The organism is Streptomyces sp. CRN 30, from assembly GCF_034105845.1.
The window spans coordinates 45,758-64,363 of record NZ_JAVRHI010000390.1 but is presented as its reverse complement, the minus strand read 5'-3'; the positions used below and the strand labels follow the sequence as shown (position 1 = coordinate 64,363).

The window sequence follows — 18,606 nt, the reverse complement described above, 5'->3', positions numbered from 1 at the left end:
CGCCGCCGCCGTGCTCCTGCCGCTCGGGGTGCGGGCGGGAGTGTGGAGCGCGGCGGCGGTCGGCGCCGTGTCACTGACGGTGGTCGTCCTGGGCGTCCGGCTCCGGGACCGGGCGGACGCGTGACGCGTCGGCCGCCACGGGTCCGCCGGCCGCCGCCGGGGCCGCAGCCGGGCGCAACCGCACCGGCAGCGTGCGGTGGCCGTTGCTGATCAGGGACGGCAGGGGCGTCAACTCGGCTGCTGGAACAGCCAGTTCCAGGTCCGGGAAGCGGGTGAACAGCTCGCGCAGGACGGTGACCAGTTCCAGGCGGGCGAGCGGCGCGCCCAGGCAGAAGTGCACGCCGTGGCCGAACGCCATGTGCTCCTTGGACCGCCGGGTGAGGTCGAACCGGTCGGCGGACGGCCCGTGCCAGTCGGGGTGCCGGTTGGCGGTGCCGTACGACGCGAGGATCGCCTCGCCGCGCGCTATCACCCGGCCGTCGGGCAGCGGGATGTCCGCGAGCGCGAACCGCAACGGCAGGTGCTTCACGGACGGTTCGTGCCGCAGCGTCTCCTCCACGAGGTCGTCCCAGCCGGCCCGCCCGGCCCGCAGGTGACCCAGGTGCACGGGGTCGGTCAGCAGGGCCGTGACGGCCTGGTCGATGACGTTGACGGTCGTCTCGTACCCGGCGCTGATCATCAGGATGAGCGTGCCGAGCAGCTCGTCGTCCGTGAAGCCGCCGCCGTCGCCCTCCTCGTCCCGGGCGGCGATGAGCAGCGAGGTCATGTCCTCGCCGGGGGCCGCCCGCTTGGACACGATCAGCCGCCCCATCGCCTCGTACAGCGCGGCGGTGTTGGCGGTGGCCTCCTCGGCGGTGAGCGTGGTGGAGAAGACGTTGTCGACCAGGGCGCGGAAGCCCTTGCGCTGCTCCTCCGGCACCCCCATCAACTGTCCGACCACCGCGATCGGCAGCGGATAGGCCAGCTCCTCGCGCAGGTCCACGACCTGTCCGGCCGGGCGGGTGGCGAGGTCGTCCAGGAGCGCGGCGACGAGGGACTCCACGGCCGGCCGCATCGCCCCGACCCGGCGGGAGCCGAACGCCGGGGCGACCATGCGGCGCAGCCGGCGGTGTTCGCCGCCGTACGCGGTGAACATGTTGTCCACCGCGATCCACAGCGCCAGCGGCCAGGTGGCGACGGTCTCGGCGTAGTCCGGCCAGTGGGCCCGGCCGTCCTTGGAGACCTCCGGGCTGGTGAGCAGTCGCCTGAGCAGCCGGGGATCACTGACGGACCAGGCGGTCACCCCCAGCACGTCGACCCGGGTGGCGGCGCCACGGGCCCGCAGTGCCCGGTCCTCCGCGTGGTGGTCGGATCCGGTGGGGTCCAGGACGAAGATCTGTTGCTCGGTCATGGGATCTCCTGAATTCTCCGGGATTCTTCCGCGATGCTCTCCGTGATGTGGTGGCGGGTCCGGACGAGGGACGTTGGGCCCACGCGGGGGCCCGGGGCGGGACCGTTCGGCCCTATCGGGGGCGGGGGGCGCTGCGCGGATCATGGGGCGGCGGCCGGGAGGTGCCGCCGCGCGTCCCCCGTCGCGCGGTGCCTCCCGGTCGCGTGTGTACGCAAGCGACTGGGGAGGACGTCGTCCCGTGGACGAGACACAGGTGGACCAGGAGGAGCGGGCGCGCACGGCGCCGATCCGGCCGGTGGTCCCCGACCGGTCCGGCCGGGCCGTGCCGGCCGCGCGCCGGGCGTCGTGGGTGGAGTGGCTGACGACCACCGACCACAAGAAGATCGGGACGATGTACCTGGTCTCGGCGTTCGTGTTCTTCATCGTCGGCGGCGTGATGGCCCTGATGATGCGGGCCGAACTCGCCCGCCCCGGACTGCAGATCATGTCCGGCGAGCAGTTCAACCAGGCGTTCACCATGCACGGCTCGATCATGCTGCTGATGTTCGCCATGCCGCTGTTCACCGGCTTCGCCAACTGGATCATGCCGCTCCAGATCGGCGCCCCGGACGTCGCGTTCCCGCGGCTGAACATGCTCGCCTACTGGCTGTTCCTGTTCGGCTCGACCATCGCGGCGGCCGGTCTGTTCACCCCGGGCGGTGCCGCCGACTTCGGCTGGTTCCTGTACGCGCCGCTCTCCGACGCCGTGCACTCGCCGCAGATCGGCGCCGATCTGTGGATCATGGGTGTCGCGCTCTCCGGGTTCGGCTCGATCCTCGGCGCGGTCAACTTCATCACCACCATCGTGTGCATGCGCGCGCCCGGACTGACCATGTTCCGGATGCCGATCTTCACGTGGAACGTGCTGCTGACCGCGGTGCTGATCCTGATGGTCTTCCCGGTGCTGGCGGCGGCGCTGTTCGCGCTGGAGTGCGACCGGCGGTTCGGCAGTCACGTCTTCGACGCCGCCAACGGCGGCGCGCTGTTGTGGCAGCACCTGTTCTGGTTCTTCGGCCATCCCGAGGTGTACATCCTCGCCCTGCCGTTCTTCGGCATCGTCTCCGAGGTCGTCCCGGTCTTCTCCCGCAAGCCGATGTTCGGCTACATGGGGCTGATCGGCGCCACCATCGCCATCGCCGGTCTGTCGGTCACGGTGTGGGCGCACCACATGTACACCACCGGTGGCGTGCTGCTGCCGTTCTTCTCCTTCATGACGTTCCTCATCGCCGTCCCGACCGGGGTGAAGTTCTTCAACTGGATCGGCACGATGTGGCGGGGCAGCCTGTCCTTCGAGACACCGATGCTCTGGACCACCGGCTTCCTGATCACGTTCCTCTTCGGTGGTCTGACCGGTGTCATCCTCGCCTCCCCGCCGCTCGACTTCCACCTGTCCGACTCGTACTTCGTCGTGGCGCACTTCCACTACACGGTGTTCGGCACGGTCGTGTACGCGATGTTCGCCGGGTTCCACTTCTGGTGGCCCAAGTTCACCGGCAAGATGCTCGACGAACGGCTCGGCAAGATCACGTTCTGGACGCTCACGGCCGGCTTCCACCTCACCTTCCTCGTCCAGCACTGGCTCGGCGCGGAGGGCATGCCCCGCCGGTACGCCGACTACCTGGCCGCCGACGGGTTCACCGCCCTCAACACCCTCTCCAGCATCGGCTCGTTCCTGCTCGGCATGTCGATCCTGCCCTTCTTCTACAACGTCTGGAAGACCGCGAAGTACGGGAAACCGGTCGGCGTGGACGACCCCTGGGGGTACGGCCGTTCGCTGGAGTGGGCGACCTCCTGCCCGCCGCCGCGCCACAACTTCACCTCGCTGCCGCGGATCCGCTCCGAGGCGCCCGCCTTCGACCTGCACCACCCGGAGATCGCCCGCGCCGAGATCGAGAAGGCGGTCTGAGCCGTGGCGCACCCCGTCCTCGCCCTCGGTGCCGCGCTGCTGACCGCGGCCGGATGCGTCTGGTACCTGCCGGCCCTCGCGGAGCTCCGCGCGGGCGCCGACCGGCCGGACTCCCGGCGCGGCCGGGCGGCCGCCTGCCTGAGCGGCTGGGCCACCCTCGCGGGCGTCGCCGTCCTGCTGGAGGCGGCCGACCCGTGGTGGGCACCGGGCACGGCCGCCGCGGCGGGCGCGGCCCTCACGGCCGCCCTGTGGACGCGAGCGGCCGTACGGTCCCGGCACGAGGCCCGCGAGACCGCCCGCGCCTGGACCACCCTCACCCCGGGCCCGCCCCCGGCCGCCCCGCACCACCCCCGGTACGTCTTCGCGGCGCTGACCGGGATCGGCCTGGCCGCGTCGGTGTCCTCCGCGCTCCTGCTCACCACGGCCGGCGACGGCCCCCGCCCCTGGCCGGCCCTGGCGGTCCCGGCCGTCCTCGTGGCCCTCTCCCTCACCGCGGCGATCGGCACGGCCGCGGCCCGCCGGTAGCGGCCCACCGCGCACCCCGGAGGCGTCCCGAGCCGGTCCGCGGACAGTAGGGCCGATCGGCCCTGGTCCTTCGGCCCACGGTCGCCGAGACTCGACGTAGGCACGGACCGGTCGCCGCGGGCGGCCGGTCCTCCGCCGGGTTACGGACAGCTGCCCCGCGCCGCGCGCCACGCGGTACGGGGCACGCGGAAGACAGAGAACACAGGGAGCATTTCCATGGCCGACGGCGCGCGCCCCGGACCCGACCAGCCGATCCGGGTCTTCCTGCTGGACGACCACGAGGTGGTACGGCGCGGGGTGCACGACCTGCTCAGCGACGAGCCGGACATCACGGTCGTCGGCGAGGCCGCCACCGTCGAGCAGGCCCTGGTCCGCGTCCCCGCGCTGCGCCCCCAGGTCGCGGTGCTCGACGTCCGCCTGCCGGACGGCGACGGTGTGACCCTCTGCCGGGAGCTGCGCTCGCGCCTGCCGGAACTGGCCTGTCTGATGCTGACCTCGTTCGATGACGAGGAGGCCCTGCTGGACTCCATCATGGCGGGCGCCTCCGGCTACGTGCTCAAGCAGATCCAGGGCTCCGACCTGGTCACGGCCGTGCGCACCGTGGCCGCCGGCCAGTCCCTGCTGGACCCCAGCGCCACCGCCCGGCTGATGGCCCGGCTGCGCCAGGGCCAGGAGCCGGAGCCCGAACCGGACGCCCTGCCGGGCCTGACCGAGCGCGAGCGGGAGATCCTCGCCCTGATCGGCGAGGGCCTCACCAACCGGCAGATCGGCGCACGGCTCTACCTCGCCGAGAAGACGGTGAAGAACCACATCTCCCGCCTGCTGGCCAAGCTCGGCGTGGAACGCCGCATCCAGGCGGCGGTCATCGCCACCCAGGCCCAGGACCGGCTGCGCCGCGACGCCCGCTGAGCCGCGGCGCGGCCGGAGTTCACAGCAGGCCGCTCCAGTACGGCCAGAACCGGGTGAGGACGAGCAGCCCGATCAGCGCGTACCAGGGCCGAGCAGCATTCCGTGGGTGTCCCGGACGAGTTCCCGGACCCCGCGGGGCGCCGGCAGCCCCCCCCCCGAGCACGACGCCCGCCAGGGTGCCGGCGGCCAGGGCCAGCCGGAACGACGCGAGCCAGCCGGTCACCCCGGCGAGGAGCAGCACCCAGCCGGTGCGGCGGCCCGCACCCACGACGCGCTCGCGCCCGAGGACCGTGGCCTCGGACGCGAGCGCGGGGACGTGGTTCACGCGGCGCGCCGCGGACCGGCGGCCGACCGGGGCGTGGCGCCCGTCGGCGGCTGAGCGGTTGCCGCCGTCCGGCGCCGGTAGACGACGTAGGGGCGGACCAGGTAGCCGACGGGCGCGCTCCACACGTGGACCAGCCGGGTGAACGGCCACGCGGCGAAGAGCAGGCAGGCGGTCAGGGCGTGCGCCCGGAACAGCAGCGGCGCGCCGGAGATCGCCTCGGGGTGCGGCTGCAGGACGAACAGCCCGCGGAACCACACGGAGACGGTCTCGCGGTAGTCGTAGCCCGCCCCGAACACGTTGTGCGCGGCGGTGGCCGTGATGCCCAGCAGCACGGTGAGCGCCAGCAGCGGGAAGAGGAGCTTGTCGCTGCGGTCGGTGCCGAGCCTGATCCGGCGGCTCAGCAGCCGCCGGGCGCACAGCATGCCCAGCCCCGCCACCATGGCGACACCCGCGACCGAGCCCGCCCACACGGCGGTGGTGTGGTACGAGTGCTCACCGACCCCGGCGGCCTCCGTCCACGACTCGGGCACCGCCAGGCCCACCACATGACCGGCGATCACCATGAACGCGCCGAGGTGGAACAGCGGACTGCCCCAGCGCAGCCACCGGTGTTCGAGGAGCTGTGTGGTACGGGAGGTCCAGCCGAACTGGTCGTGCCGGTAGCGCCAGACGTGCCCGGCCACGAACACGGCGAGACAGATGTAGGGGACCGCGACCCACAGGAGCAGATCGGGACCGGTGGCCTGGCCGGCCGCGAGCGGGACGTTCATCGACTGAGGGGACCTTCCGTGCGGGGGGACTCGGCGGGCGGCGGGACGAAGGAACCGGGCGGGGCGAAGGAACCGGGCGGGGCGAACTCGCCGGCCCCGTAGACCCCGTGAGGGTCGAGACCGACCTCCTCCTCCGGCGGGCCCTCGGCGGCGAGCCGGGCCACCGCCGCGCGGTCCGCCTCGGTGGCCGGCGGCAGCAGACTCAGCACCGCGGCCAGGACGTGGTGGTAGGCGGAGCCGTCGTCGGCCAGCGCCCGGTGGATCAGCTCCACTCCGCGCCGGTGCCGGCGCAGCGGCGCCTCCCCGGCGCCGGGTCCGGTCAGCGCGGCGAACTCCAGCACCACCGGCAGGTGGTCGGGGAGTTCCCCGCGGTCGGTGTCCCACCCCGCCGCCCGGTACTGCCGGTTCAGGGCCAGCAGCGCGGTGCCGCGCCGCCGGGTGTCGCCGTGCAGGTAGTAGGTGAGGTACAGGCCGCTGCGGCGCCGCAGGTCGAACCGTTCGACATAGTGCCGCTCCAGCGCCTCCGGCTCCTCCCCGGCGAACCAGGAGGTGAACGCGGCCAGGTGCACGGCGGCGGCCGACGACGGCAGCGCGTGCGCGGCGGCACTCAACTCCGGGCGCGAGTCGACGAGTTCGGCGTCCGGGTACTGGAGCAGCAGCGAGCACAGCCGCAGCACCAGGGCGCGGGACTCGATCTCCTCGGGCGTGAGCCGCTCCGGACGGCGCACGGCCGCGCGGACCCGGGCCTTGACCAGACCGGGAAGTGTGCTGGGCAGGGGGCTCATGGCCGGCCTCCGGCGGGGGTCTCGGGCGCACGGCGGCGCAGGGTGGGCAGGCCGAGCATCACCCGCCGGCCGCCGGCGTCCACGGGGGCGCCGGACGACTCGACGGGACAGCGGTTCTCCACGGCGGACAGCGCCGCCGCGTCCTCCTTGTGCGCGGCCGGGACGACGTACCGGTCGGCGTACTTGGCGACCGCGAGGAGCCGGTGCAGGTCCTCCGCCTCGCGCGGGGTGAGCCCCACGGCGTCCAGGGCGGCCGTGTCCCCGGCCTCCCCGAGGGACCGCTCGCGCATGTACGAGCGGAGCGCGGTCAGTTTCATCAGCACCCCGGCGACCACGCCGGTGTCACCTGCGGTGAACAGCTCCGCCAGGTACTCCAGCGGGATACGGAGCCGGGTGACCGCCGCGAAGACGTGGTCGGGGTCGTCCTGGTCGCCGCCCGCCGCGCCCACGGCGTCCAGGACGGGGGAGAGCGGCGGCACGTACCAGACCATCGGCATCGTCCGGTACTCCGGGTGCAGGGGCAGCGCGACCCGGTACCGCACGGCCAGGTCGTACACCGGCGAGCGGCGCGCCGCGGCCAGCCAGTCCTCCGGGATGCCGGAGGACCGCGCCGCCGCGATCACCTCGGGGTCGTCCGGGTCGAGGAACACCTCGCGCTGGGCCTGGAGCAGGTCCCGCACGTCCTCGGTGGCCGCGGCCTCGCCGACGCGGTCGGCGTCGTACAGCAGCACCCCGAGGTAGCGCAGGCGCCCCACGCAGGTCTCGGAGCAGACGGTGGGCTGGCCGGCCTCGATCCGCGGGAAGCAGAAGGTGCACTTCTCCGCCTTGCCGGTGGCGTGGTTGACGTACACCTTCTTGTACGGGCACGCCGTCACGCACATCCGCCAGCCCCGGCAGGCGTCCTGGTCGACGAGGACGATGCCGTCCTCCACCCGCTTGTACATCGCGCCGGACGGGCACGCGGAGACGCAGGCCGGGTTGAGGCAGTGCTCGCAGAGCCGCGGCAGGTGGAAGAGGAAGGTCTGCTCGAACGCGAACTTGACCTTCGCCGCCCACGCGCCGCGCAGATTGGGGTCGTCGCCCGCGTGCTCGGGGGCGCCGCCGAGGCCGTCCTCCCAGTTGGGGCCCCAGGTGATGGGGGTGGGGCGGCCGGTGAGGACCGAGCGGGGCCGGGCGACGGGGACGTCGGGCCCGGCGGGGGCCGACACCAGGTTGTCGTAGTCGTAGGTGACCGGCTCGTAGTAGTCCTCAAGGCCCGGCAGGTCGGGGTTGGAGAACAGCGACAGCAGCCGCTTGACCCGGCCGCCCGAGCGCAGCACGAGCCGGCCGCGCCGGTCGAGGGCCCAGCCGCCCTTCCAGCGGTCCTGGTCCTCGTAGCGGCGGGGGTAGCCGACGCCGGGCTTGGTCTCGACGTTGTTGAACCAGGCGTACTCGACACCGGTGCGGTTGGTCCACGTCTGCTTGCAGGTGACGGAGCAGGTGTGGCAGCCGATGCACTTGTCGAGGTTCATGACCATCGCTACCTGGGCGAGAACACGCATCAGTAGTCGACCTCCTGCGACCGCCTGCGGATCACCGTGACCTCGTCGCGCTGGTTGCCGGTCGGGCCGTAGTAGTTGAAGGCGTAGGTGAACTGGGCGTGTCCGCCCGCCAGGTGGGTGGGTTTGAGGAGCAGCCGGGTCAGGGAGTTGTGGATGCCGCCGCGCTTGCCGCTGACCTCGGTCCTCGGCACGTTCACGGTGCGGTCCTGGGCGTGGTGCATGTAGACGGTTCCCTCGGGCATGCGGTGGCTGACCACCGCGCGGGCGGCGACGACGCCGTTGCGGTTGTACGCCTCGATCCAGTCGTTGTCGGCGACGCCGGTCTTCCCGGCGTCGGCGGGGGACATCCAGATCGTCGGGCCGCCGCGCGACAGCGCCAGCATGTAGGCGTTGTCCTGGTAGTTGGAGTGGATGGACCACTTGGAGTGCGGGGTGAGGTAGCGGACGGTGACCTCGGCCCGGCCGTCGTCGCGCAGGTGCTCGTCGCCGTAGTGCCGCGGAGCGTTCAACGGAGGCCGGTAGGCGGGGAGTTGCTCGCCGAGTTCGCTGATCCAGCCGTGCTGGACGAAGAAGTGCTGGCGGCCGGTGAGGGTGTGCCAGGGCTTGAGGTGCTCGGTGTTGATGACGAACGGCGAGTACCGGCGCCCGCCCGTCTCCGAGCCCGACCACTCGTAGGAGGTCATCACCGCGCGCGGCTGGGCCCGGGTGTCGGCGAAGCTGATCCGCTCCGCCTCCCGCTCGGCGGCGAGTCCGGTGAGGCCCTCGCAGCCGGTCTGCCGCTCCAGCTCCCGGAATCCCTCGGTGGCGAGGCGTCCGTTGGTGGTGCCGGACAGCGCGAGGATCGCCTCGCACATGTCACTGGCGGTGGCGAGGGAGGGCCGCCCGGCGGCGACACCCTCCCGGACGGTGCCGCACCGGTGGCGCAACTCCTCCACCTCCCGGTCCGGGTGGACGGTGACGCCCTTGGTGGTGGTGCCGAGGGTGTCGAGGAGCGGGCCGACGGCACGCATCTTCTGGGCGACGGCGGCGTAGTCCCGCTCGACGACGACGAGTCTCGGCATGTTCCGCCCCGGCACCGGCTCGCACGCGCCGGTACGCCAGTCCGCCGCCTCCCCGCCGGGCTGGGCGAGTTCGTCGGGGGTGTCGTGGGTGAGCGGCACCGCGAGGACGTCGGTACGGGTACCGAGGTGCTCGGCGGCCAGCTCACTGAACCGGTCGGCGATCGTCAGGAAGGTGTCGTGGTCGGTGCGGGCCTGCCAGGGCGGTGCGATGGCCGGGGTGAAGGCGTGCACGAAGGGGTGCATGTCCGTGCTGGACAGGTCGTCCTTCTCGTACCAGGTCGCGGCGGGCAGTACGACGTCGGCGAACAGCCCGGTGGAGGTCATCCGGAAGTCCATGCAGACCAGCAGGTCGAGCTTGCCCTCGGGCGCCTCCTCCCGCCACACCACCTCCTCGGGCCGGCCCTCGGGCGGTGTCTCCTCCGACCGGACGGCCGCGTCCGTCCCCAGCAGGTGCCGCAGGAAGTACTCGTTGCCCTTGCCGGAGGAGCCGAGCAGGTTGGCCCGCCACACGGTGAGGACACGCGGGAAGTTGGCCGGGTCGTCGGGGTCCTCGACGGCGAACCGCAGCCGCCCTTCCTTGAGCTCGTCCACGATGTGCTCGGCGACCGGCCGCCCGGCCCGCGCGGCCTCGTCGGTCAGATCGAGCGGATTGCGGTCGAACCCCGGATGCCCCGGCGTCCACCCCAGCCGCACGGCCTGCGCCAGGACGTCGGCGAACCCCTTGCCCCTGAACCGCCCGTCGCCGAGCGGCGAGGCCAGCTCGTCCGGGCCGAACGTCTCGTACCGCCACTGGTCGGAGTTGAGGTACCAGTACGAGGTGCCCGCCATGTGCCGGGTGGGCCGCTGCCAGTCGAAGGCGAACGCGAGATGCTGGAGACCGGTGAGGGGACGGATCTTCTCCTGCCCCACGTAGTGCGCCCAGCCGCCGCCGTTGACACCCTGGCACCCCGTCATCGTCACCAGCGCCAGGAACGCCCGGTACATGGTGTCGGAGTGGAACCAGTGGTTCGTACCCGCCCCCAGCGCGATCATCGAACGCCCGTCGGTCCGCTCCGCGTTGCGGGCGAACTCCCGGGCGATCCGCGCCGCCTGCTCGGCGGGCACGGAGGTGACGGTCTCCTGCCAGGCGGGGGTGTACGGCTCGCTCGCGTCCTCGTACGACGCCGGCCAGGTGCCCGGCAGACCCGGCCGCTCGACGCCGTACTGGGCGAGCATCAGGTCGAAGACGGTGGTGACCCGGTGGCCGCCGATCCGCCGCACGGGCACCCCGCGCACCATCACCGAACCGCCCTCCGTGCCGCCCTCGTCGAAGCGGGGCAGCGACACGGCCACCGTCTCCTCGGCGCTGTCGAGGAGGCTGAGTTCGGGCACGGTGCCGCCGAGGTCGAGGTTCCAGCGGCCGGGCTCGGACTCGCCCCAGCGGAAGCCGAGGGAGCCGTTGGGGACGACCGGCTCCCCGGTGGCGGAGTCGACGAGCACCGTCTTGGACTCGGCGTGCTCCGTGTCCCGCCCCAGGTCGGCGGCGGTCAGGAACCCGCCCGGGACCAGCTCGCCGTCCGCGTGCTCGCGCAGTGTCACCAGGAACGGCGCGTCGGTGAACGTCCGCAGGTAGCGCCGGAAGTACGGCACCTCCCGGTCGACGAGGAACTCCCGCAGGATCACGTGCCCCATCGCCATCGCCAGCGCGCCGTCCGTCCCCGGGTGCGGGGCCAGCCACTCGTCGGCGTGCTTGACGTTGTCCGCGTAGTCGGGGCTGACGGCGACGACCTTCGTGCCGTTGTAGCGGGTCTCGGTGAGGAAGTGCGCGTCGGGCGTGCGGGTGACGGGGATGTTCGATCCCCACATCACCAGGTAGCCGGCGTTCCACCAGTCCGCCGCCTCGGGGACGTCCGTCTGGTCGCCGAACACCTGCGGCGAGGCCACGGGCAGATCCGCGTACCAGTCGTAGAACGACAGCAGCGTGCCGCCGATCAGCGAGTGGAAGCGGGCGCCCGCCGCGAACGACGCCATCGACATCGCCGGGATCGGCGAGAAACCGGCGACGCGGTCGGGACCGTACTCCTTCACGGTGTGCACCTGCGCGGCGGCGACCAGCTCGGCCACCTCGTCCCAGTCGGCCCGCACCAGACCGCCCTTGCCGCGCGCCCGCTTGTACGCCCGCGCCTTCGCCGGATCACCGGTGATCTCCGCCCAGGCGGCGACCGGGTCGCCCAGCCGGCGCCTGGCCTCCCGCCACAGCTTCAGCAGCGCGCCGCGCACATAGGGGTAGCGGACGCGGCTGGGGGAGTAGGTGTACCAGGAGAAGGAGGCACCGCGCGGGCAGCCGCGGGGTTCGTACTCCGGGCAGTCGGCGCCGATGGACGGGTAGTCGGTGGCCTGGTGCTCCCAGGTGATGAACCCGTCCTTGACGTACACCATCCACGAGCAGGAACCGGTGCAGTTCACGCCGTGCGTGGACCGCACCACCTTGTCGTGGGCCCAGCGGTCCCGGTAGAAGTGCTCCCACCGCGGGTCGCCCGTGCCGAACACGGCGCGTCCGTCGGCGGACACCTCGCGTCGGGTGAGCAGTCTGCGCGCCGCCAGCGGCCACCCGGCGCCGGCGCGGGGCGCTTCGTGATCGTTCTCCATGCCCAGGACGCTAGGCGCGGCGGACGCCGGTCCGCGTGGGGCGACGGGCCCCGGGCGCCCGCCGCCCGGCCCCATCCGCCCGCCCGCACGGTGCCCGAAGGTCCCGGCGGCCGGGGCCGGTCGGCCGGGACACGGACGGCGGTGGTCCGGCTGTGCGGTTTTTCGGGTGTGCGGTGGTCCGGCCGTGCGGAGGTTCGGCAACGAAGGACGGCATGTCATGGAGAGGACCTCCTGGCACCTCACCGCCCTGGTCACCGGAGTCGGTGCCGCCCTCACCGGCACGTGCGTCGCCCCGGTCGCCGCCGCCGGCGCTCTGTCCCACCGGCCCTGACCGCACCGACCGGCCCACCCGCACCCCGCCACGCGGGGACCAACGGCCCCGCCGGTCAAGACCATCGGCCGCCGCGCCACCGGCCCCCGCGGTGGAGGCTGACGGTGACCGACCCGGAGGTGTCCCGTGCACGACCCCATCGACCGCCCTCACGGCCGAACCCACCGCTGTCGCTCGCGGAGGGCACCGCGCACGGTCGGGTCCGGTCGCTCTCCGGCCGCCCGCCGCGTCCGCCCCGACTCCCGGGCGGCCGGACACGGCCCGCGCGCCCTGGGCAGGGCCGCCCGGTGACCGCCGCCGTCCGCCACCAGCGGCACGACGCCGCGGACCGGCCGTTCATCGTCATCTGGAGGCCACCGGCACCGTGCCCCCCCAGCAATTTCCTGCCGCAGGCCGCCGGGACGTCCTCGATACCCCCCTCGCCGAGGAACCGTGGTGCCGCTACGCCCCCGGCTCCTTCCCCTACCGCCGGGAACTGGCGGCCCTGCTGGCCGACCCGTGGGCCACCCCCGGCCGCTGAAGGCGAAGGCCGGGGAACGGGTCCGGTTCCGGGTCGTCGCCGCCGGACCGGACGACGGCGTCGCCTTCCACGTCGTCGACCCCTCGATGCGCCACGCCGACGGCGGCGCGCACGGCACCGTGGAGGTGAGCGGCTGATGGGCACCCTCGCCCCGTGGACCCTGGTGCGGTTCGCGCACGTGGCCGGTGCCGCCCTGTGGGTCGGCGGACAGCTCGCGCTGTCCCTGGTGATCCTGCCGCCGGTTCGGGATGCTGACCGGCGCGGTGTTCCTGCCCGTACAGCTCGCCACCGGCCTCGCGATGGCCGTGCACCGGGGCGTCACCTGGGACTCCCTCGCCGAACCCGGTTACGGCCGCACCCTGTCCGCCGAACTCGCCCTGTTCGCCGTGGTGATGCTCGTCGGCTCCCTCGGTGTCGTCCTGCCGGCCACGGCCCTCCCCGTCACCTGACCCGCGGCCGTACCCCTCTCGGCGCGGAGCCGCGAAGCCACAGAGCCGCGACACCACAGAGCCGCGAAGCCACAGAGTCGCAGAAAGGAAGAGAAGGCCCATGCGTACCCGGACCCAGCTCGACGCCGCCACCGTCAGGTCGCTCCTGGCGGCCGCCGTCGCGGCCCCCTCGATCCACAACACCCAGCCCTGGCGGTTCCGGCTCGCCCCCGACGGCGACACGCTGGAGGTCCGTTCGGCCCCCGAGCGGACCCTGCCGGTGACCGACCCGACGCACCGCGCCCAGTACCTGTCCGTCGGCGCGGCCGTCCTCAACCTCCGGCTCGCCGCCGTCCACCTGGGCCGCCGCCCCGAGGTACGGCTGCTGCCGGACCCGCGCGACCCCGGCCTGCTCGCCGCCGTACGCCTGGCCGAACCCGTCGACGCCGGGGACCTGCCCACCGACCCCGGCCTGTACGAGGCGATCGCGCGGCGGCACACCAGCCGGCTGCCGTTCACCGGCCGCCCGGTGCCGGAGCCGGTCCTGACCCGGATGACGACGGCCGCGCACGACGCCGGCGCCCGGCTGCACCTGCCGGACATCGCCGGGACCCGGCGGCTGCTCGCCCTGACCGCGGCGGGCGAGGCCCGCAACAACGCCCGCCCCGACCGCGCCGCGGAGACCCTCCACTGGCTGACCGCACCCGGCTCGGACGCCCCCTACGGCATCCCCGTCACCGCCCTCGGCCCGCCGGACGCGGGCCGGCGGATGCCGATGCGTGACTTCACCGGCACCGCGCCCGCGCTGCGCCGGCCCGCCCGGTGGTTCGAACGACACGTGCAGCTGGCCCTGTTGTGGACGCCGCACGACCGGCGCGAGGACTGGCTGCGGGCCGGGCAGGGACTCCAGTACGTCCTGCTGACCGCCACCGCCCACGGGCTGCGCACCTCGCTGCTGCACCAGGCGATGGAGTGGTCCGACCTGCGCGCGGCGGCGGCCCCGCACGGACAGAAGCGCTGCCACCCGCACCTGCTGATCCGGTTCGGCTACGGCCCCGACGGCGGCCGCACACCACGGGCGGCCAACGGGTCGGTACCGGCGGAGGGCTGAGCGCGGGGGAGACCCGGTGGGCCGTGGCCGGCCGCGGCTCACCGGGAGCCGCACGCTCCGCGCAGTTCGCGGCCGGTGACCATCTCGGACTCGACGCGGAGGAAGACCGCGTCGCGCAGCGGCATCCACGAGGTGGGGCCCGACCGCGACAGCCGGTCGTGCTCGGCGGGGTCGGTCACCACACTCGCCCGGCCGGTGACGACGACGCTCCACCCCGACCGGGTCTCCGCGTCGAACTCGTCCGCCTCGAAGGCGACCACGACGCCGTCGACGGCACGCATCAGGTCCGATTCGGGCGAGGTGCTCAGCAGCACCGAGTCGTCGGTGTCCAGGGCGAAGTTGACGGGGAGGACCGCGGGCAGGGCCTGCCGGGTGTAGACCACGCGGCCGACCGGCACCTCGGCCAGCAGGCGCAGACACTCCTGCCGGTCGAGTGCGCCGAAGACGTCGTTCTGGGACATCGGCCCATCGTCGCAGCGCCGCCGGCGGGCGGGTAGGGCCGGTCGGCCCACCCCGCACCGCGCGGTGGACGGAAGGGGCCGCCGGAACGGCCGGGACGGCCGGGACGTCGGGGCCCGCACCCGGGGACCGTCCGTCCCCTGACCGGGACCCCCGGCCCCTCCCGGCGCTCCGTTCCGGTGGCGACAGTGGACCCGTACCACCCCGAGAGAAGAAGGACGGACAACATGGTCCAGTCGTTGAGGCCGGCGAGCGACGCCGCGTCACCGGGTGCGCCGGTCCCCGGCAGGGCGTGGCTGACGCTCGCCCTCGCCACCGTCGGATTCGCCGTGAACTTCTGGGCGTGGGCGCTGCTCAGCCCGCTCGGCCCCCGGTTCAAGGACGGCCTCGGCCTGACCTCGTTCGAACAGTCCCTGCTGGTGGCGGTGCCGGTCGTGGTCGGCTCGCTGGGCCGGATACCCGTCGGCGCGCTGACCGACCGGTTCGGCGGGCGGGCCGTGTTCCCGATCGTGTCGGCCGCCACCATCGTGCCGGTCCTCTACCTCGGTCTCGCCGGCCACTCCTCGCTCACCGCCCTCCTCGTCGGCGGACTCTTCCTCGGCATCGGCGGCACCGCCTTCGCCGTCGGGGTACCGCTGGTCAACGCCTGGTTCCCGCCCGAACGGCGCGGCCTCGCCGTCGGTGTCTTCGGCGCGGGCATGGGCGGTACGGCGATCAGCGCCCTCACCACGGTGAAGCTGGTCGACGCGCACGGCACGGCCACCCCGTTCGTCCTCACCGCCGTCGCCCTCGCCGTGTACGCGGTGCTCGCCGCCCTGCTGCTGCGGGACGCGCCCGGCCGCACCGTGCCGACCGAACCGGCGCTCAGCCGGCTGGCCGCCACCGCCCGCCTCGGCATCACCTGGCGGGCGTCGGCGCTGTACGCGGTCGCGTTCGGCGGCTACGTCGCCTTCTCCGTCTACCTCCCCACCTACCTCAAGACCGCCTACGGGCTCGGCCAGGCCGACGCCGCGAACCGCATGGCCGGGTTCGTGCTGCTGGCGGTGGCGATGCGCCCGGCCGGCGGCTGGCTCTCCGACCGCGTCGGCCCCGTCCGGGTGCTCGCGGGCTCCCTGGCCGTGGTCGTCGCCGGGGCGGTCGTCCAGTCGTTCACCCCGCCGCTCGCCCCCGTCGGCACCGTCGCCTTCCTCTGCCTGGCCGCCGCGCTCGGCGCGGGCAGCGGGGCGACGTTCGCGCTGGTCGCCGCCGAGACCCCGACCGGCCAGGTCGGTTCGGTCACCGGCGTGGTCGGCGCGGCGGGCGGCCTGGGCGGCTTCCTGCCCCCGCTGCTGATGGGCTCGCTGTACGGCGAGTACGGCACCTACGCCGTCGGCCTGGTGCTCCTGGCCGCGGTGGCCGCCGCGGCGCTCGCCTTCACCCTCACCGGCGTCCGCGCCGCCCGCACGGCCCCCCGTACGACCGTCCGCACGACCGCCTGACCGCGACGACCGCCTGATCCGTAGGACCGCCTGAAGGGAAGAAAACGGTGTGTGAGTACTGCGGCTGCCAGGCCCTGGAGACCATCGACGAACTCACCCAGGAGCACGAGGAGGTCGTCCGGCTGATCAGCCTGCTGCGGTCCGCCCACCGCGACGGCGCCGTGATCCGCATGGCCGAACTGGCCCGCGAGATCAGCCGGGTGCTCGGCCCGCACACCCGGGTCGAGGAGCGGGGCCTGTTCCCGGCCCTGGCCGGGGAGTTCCCCGAGCGGATCGCCGCGCTGGAGACCGAGCACCGCCGCATCGAGGCGGTGCTGGCCGAGGCCGCCCACGGGGCCCTGCCGGAACCCGGCTGGCCGGACCGGCTGATCGACGCCATGGACCTGCTCCGCGACCACATCCTCAAGGAGCAGGACGGCGTCTTCCCGGCCGCGCTCGCCACCCTCGGCACCGAGGAGTGGGAGGCGGTCGAGGCGGCCAGGAAGGAGGCGGGCGGCACGCTGTCCCGCCCGGGAACGGGCCGCTGACGCCCGCCCCTCACGCCTCCGGCCGCCGCGCCTCCGTCCCCTGCGCCCCTGCCCGTTCTTCCGCGGGCAGGGGCACGTCCCACTCCGCGACCGTGCCGGCGGACCCGCCCGGCCGGACGGTGAACTCGCCGCCCAGGTCGGTGGCGCGCCGACGCAGGTTGTCCAGGCCGCTGCGCCGGGTGACGGCGGGGTCGATCCCGGTGCCGTTGTCGGTGACGCGGACCCGCAGCCGGGTGCCGTCGGTCTCGGCGGTGACCTCGACCTGGGTGGCGTGCGCGTGCCGGGCGGCGTTCGCCAGCGTCTCGCGGACCACCGCCAGCAACTGCCCGGCGTACTCCTCGGGCACACAGGTGTCCAGCAGACCGGTCATGCGCAGGGCGGGCGTGAAGCCCAGCATCGCGGCGGCCCGGTCGGTCTCGGCGAGCAGCTTCGCCCGCAGTTCGCCGCGCCCGCCGGACCGGTCGCCCTCGTGGAGCGCGTAGATCGTGCCCCGTACCGTCTTGATGGTGTCGTCGAGGTCGTCGACCACCCGCCGCACCCGCTCGGCCGCCTCGGGCCGGTCCGCGATCCGCCCGAGCACCGAGTTGAGGGTGAGACCGGACGCGAACAGCCGCTGGATCGCGAGGTCGTGCAGATCGCGGGCGATCCGGTCGCGGTCGGAGAGCACCATCAGCCGCTCGGCCTCGCGCCGGTGCTCGGCGATCTCCAGCGCCAGCGCCGCCTGGTCGGCGAAACCACTGATCATGGCCATCGCGGCGTCGGAGAAGTCGGGCCGCCCCGGCAGGTTGGCCACCTGCAGGACACCGCGCGCGTGCTCCTGGCCGCCGAGCGGCAGCAGGAACCCCGGCCCCAGCTCGATCTGCCCGGCGGAGCCGCCGCCGCCCTGCGCCTCGTCGGACAGGGCGGCACTGGATATCCGCTCGTTGGAGCGGTACACCTGCGCGGCCAGCGTGGCAGGCGCCAGCACGAGGCCGCGGGCCCGCTCGGCACCCTCCCCGTCGGCGGCCTCGATGACCAGTTCGTCACCGCCGCCGGCCAGCGGCACCGCCACGGTCACCAGGTCGGCGCGGGCCAGCGCCCGGACGGTGGTGGCCACCTGGTGCAGCACCGTGTCGGGATGGGTGCCCGAGAGCAGGCTGCGGGTCAGGTCGCTGCTGGCCGCGAGCCACTGCTCCCGGCGCCGGGTCCCCTCGTACAGCCGAGCGTTGTCGACGGCGACACCGGCCGCGGCGGCGAGGGTGCGCAGCACCGCCTCGTCCTCGTCGTCGAACTCCGCGCCGCCGCGCTTGTCGGTCAGGTACAGGTTGCCGAAGACCCGGTCGCGCACCCGGACCGGCGTCCCCAAGAACGTGGTCATCGGCGGATGGCCCGACGGGAACCCGACCGAGGCGGGGTGCGCGCCGAGGTCGGTGAGGCGCAGCGGGTGCGGCTCCTTGATGAGCAGCCCGAGGATGCCGTGGCCCTCCGGGTAGTGGCCGATCTCCTCGACGAGTTCCTCGTCCATGCCGACGGTGATGAACTGCTTGATCCGTCCCTCCTCGCCGAGCACCCCCAGCGCCCCGTACCGGGCGTCCACCAGCGCCACCGCGGACTCGGTGATCCGCCGCAGCACCACGTCGAGGTCGAGGTCGGAGCCGATGGCGAGGACCGCGTCGAGCAGGGTGTGCACCCGGTCCCGGGTCGCCCGCACCTGCGCGACCTGCGCCTGCAGGCCCTCCAGCAGCTCGTCCAGGCGCAGCCGGGGCGCCGTCGGACCGCCGTCCCCGCGCCCCCCTGCCGGAGTCTCCGCCATTGCCGCTCCCTCCGGGACGGCACCGCCGGCGCCCTCCCTCGTCGTGCGGGACGGCCCTGTCGGCACGCGACGACATCAACG

General features: G+C 73.8%; 17 protein-coding genes. 9 read left to right on the top strand and 8 right to left on the bottom strand.

Going from position 1 to position 18,606, the window contains the following annotated elements; translation table 11 throughout:
- Positions 1–70: 70 nt before the first annotated feature.
- Entirely contained in the window at positions 71–1,390 is a 1,320-nt protein-coding gene (locus UW392_RS42290; protein ID WP_320780605.1) for a cytochrome P450, read from the bottom strand.
- A 295-nt stretch (positions 1,391–1,685) separates the two neighbouring features.
- Here UW392_RS42290 and ctaD point away from each other — a divergent pair, with 295 nt between their 5' ends.
- From ctaD to UW392_RS42275, 3 genes are all read left to right on the top strand, one after another.
- Complete coding sequence (ctaD, locus tag UW392_RS42285) at positions 1,686–3,335, top strand: cytochrome c oxidase subunit I (protein ID WP_320780607.1); 1,650 nt, start codon at positions 1,686–1,688, stop codon at positions 3,333–3,335.
- 3 nt (positions 3,336–3,338) lie between these two features.
- Entirely contained in the window at positions 3,339–3,860 is a 522-nt protein-coding gene (locus tag UW392_RS42280; protein ID WP_320780604.1) for a hypothetical protein, read from the top strand.
- 216 nt (positions 3,861–4,076) lie between these two features.
- Positions 4,077–4,769, top strand: coding sequence for a response regulator transcription factor (locus UW392_RS42275; protein WP_320780603.1), 693 nt, complete (start codon positions 4,077–4,079; stop codon positions 4,767–4,769).
- A 19-nt stretch (positions 4,770–4,788) separates the two neighbouring features.
- On the opposite strand, the gene UW392_RS42270 is transcribed toward UW392_RS42275, so the two are convergent.
- Genes UW392_RS42270 through UW392_RS42250 form a run of 5 tightly spaced genes read right to left on the bottom strand, consistent with a single transcriptional unit; the run spans position 4,789 to position 11,879 of the window.
- The gene (locus UW392_RS42270) at positions 4,789–5,094 is read right to left on the bottom strand and encodes a hypothetical protein (protein ID WP_320780602.1); all 306 of its coding nucleotides are present in this window, start codon (positions 5,092–5,094) and stop codon (positions 4,789–4,791) included.
- Positions 5,091–5,864 (bottom strand): respiratory nitrate reductase subunit gamma, encoded by a 774-nt coding sequence (gene narI / locus UW392_RS42265; RefSeq protein WP_320780601.1) that lies wholly within the window; start codon positions 5,862–5,864, stop codon positions 5,091–5,093. Before narI ends, UW392_RS42270 begins: the two co-directional genes overlap by 4 nt.
- Positions 5,861–6,649 carry a nitrate reductase molybdenum cofactor assembly chaperone gene (narJ, locus tag UW392_RS42260; protein WP_320780600.1) on the bottom strand — a complete coding sequence of 263 codons (789 nt, stop codon included), beginning with the start codon at positions 6,647–6,649 and terminating at the stop codon, positions 5,861–5,863. Before narJ ends, narI begins: the two co-directional genes overlap by 4 nt.
- Positions 6,646–8,190, bottom strand: coding sequence for a nitrate reductase subunit beta (gene narH / locus UW392_RS42255; protein ID WP_320780599.1), 1,545 nt, complete (start codon positions 8,188–8,190; stop codon positions 6,646–6,648). The genes narJ and narH overlap by 4 nt, the downstream gene beginning before the upstream one ends.
- The gene (locus UW392_RS42250) at positions 8,190–11,879 is read right to left on the bottom strand and encodes a nitrate reductase subunit alpha (RefSeq protein ID WP_320780598.1); all 3,690 of its coding nucleotides are present in this window, start codon (positions 11,877–11,879) and stop codon (positions 8,190–8,192) included. Before UW392_RS42250 ends, narH begins: the two co-directional genes overlap by 1 nt.
- 695 nt (positions 11,880–12,574) lie before the next feature.
- Between UW392_RS42250 and UW392_RS42245 the strand changes: the two genes are divergently transcribed.
- From UW392_RS42245 to UW392_RS42230, 4 genes are all read left to right on the top strand, one after another.
- On the top strand, positions 12,575–12,730 hold the full coding sequence (locus UW392_RS42245) for a hypothetical protein (protein ID WP_320780597.1): 156 nt from the start codon (positions 12,575–12,577) through the stop codon (positions 12,728–12,730).
- Complete coding sequence (locus tag UW392_RS42240) at positions 12,709–12,867, top strand: hypothetical protein (RefSeq protein WP_320780596.1); 159 nt, start codon at positions 12,709–12,711, stop codon at positions 12,865–12,867. The genes UW392_RS42245 and UW392_RS42240 overlap by 22 nt, the downstream gene beginning before the upstream one ends.
- A 126-nt stretch (positions 12,868–12,993) precedes the next feature.
- Positions 12,994–13,179, top strand: coding sequence for a hypothetical protein (locus UW392_RS42235; protein ID WP_320780595.1), 186 nt, complete (start codon positions 12,994–12,996; stop codon positions 13,177–13,179).
- Between the two features lie 100 nt (positions 13,180–13,279).
- The gene (locus tag UW392_RS42230; RefSeq protein ID WP_320780594.1) at positions 13,280–14,269 is read left to right on the top strand and encodes an Acg family FMN-binding oxidoreductase; all 990 of its coding nucleotides are present in this window, start codon (positions 13,280–13,282) and stop codon (positions 14,267–14,269) included.
- Positions 14,270–14,307: 38 nt separating this feature from the next.
- Here UW392_RS42230 and UW392_RS42225 read toward each other — a convergent pair whose 3' ends face one another.
- Positions 14,308–14,730: a pyridoxamine 5'-phosphate oxidase family protein gene (locus UW392_RS42225; protein ID WP_320780593.1), complete on the bottom strand. Its 423-nt coding sequence runs from the start codon at positions 14,728–14,730 to the stop codon at positions 14,308–14,310.
- Between the two features lie 225 nt (positions 14,731–14,955).
- On the opposite strand from UW392_RS42225, the gene UW392_RS42220 reads away from it, so the two are divergent.
- Together UW392_RS42220 and UW392_RS42215 are read left to right on the top strand one after the other, a co-directional pair.
- Complete coding sequence (locus UW392_RS42220) at positions 14,956–16,206, top strand: MFS transporter (RefSeq protein WP_320780592.1); 1,251 nt, start codon at positions 14,956–14,958, stop codon at positions 16,204–16,206.
- Positions 16,207–16,253: 47 nt separating this feature from the next.
- A complete protein-coding gene (locus tag UW392_RS42215; RefSeq protein WP_320780591.1) occupies positions 16,254–16,733 on the top strand; it encodes a hemerythrin domain-containing protein in 480 nt (159 codons plus the stop codon).
- 10 nt (positions 16,734–16,743) lie between these two features.
- Here the strand turns inward: UW392_RS42215 and UW392_RS42210 are convergent, their stop codons facing one another.
- Positions 16,744–18,525 carry a GAF domain-containing protein gene (locus UW392_RS42210; RefSeq protein ID WP_320780590.1) on the bottom strand — a complete coding sequence of 594 codons (1,782 nt, stop codon included), beginning with the start codon at positions 18,523–18,525 and terminating at the stop codon, positions 16,744–16,746.
- Positions 18,526–18,606: the final 81 nt, after the last annotated feature.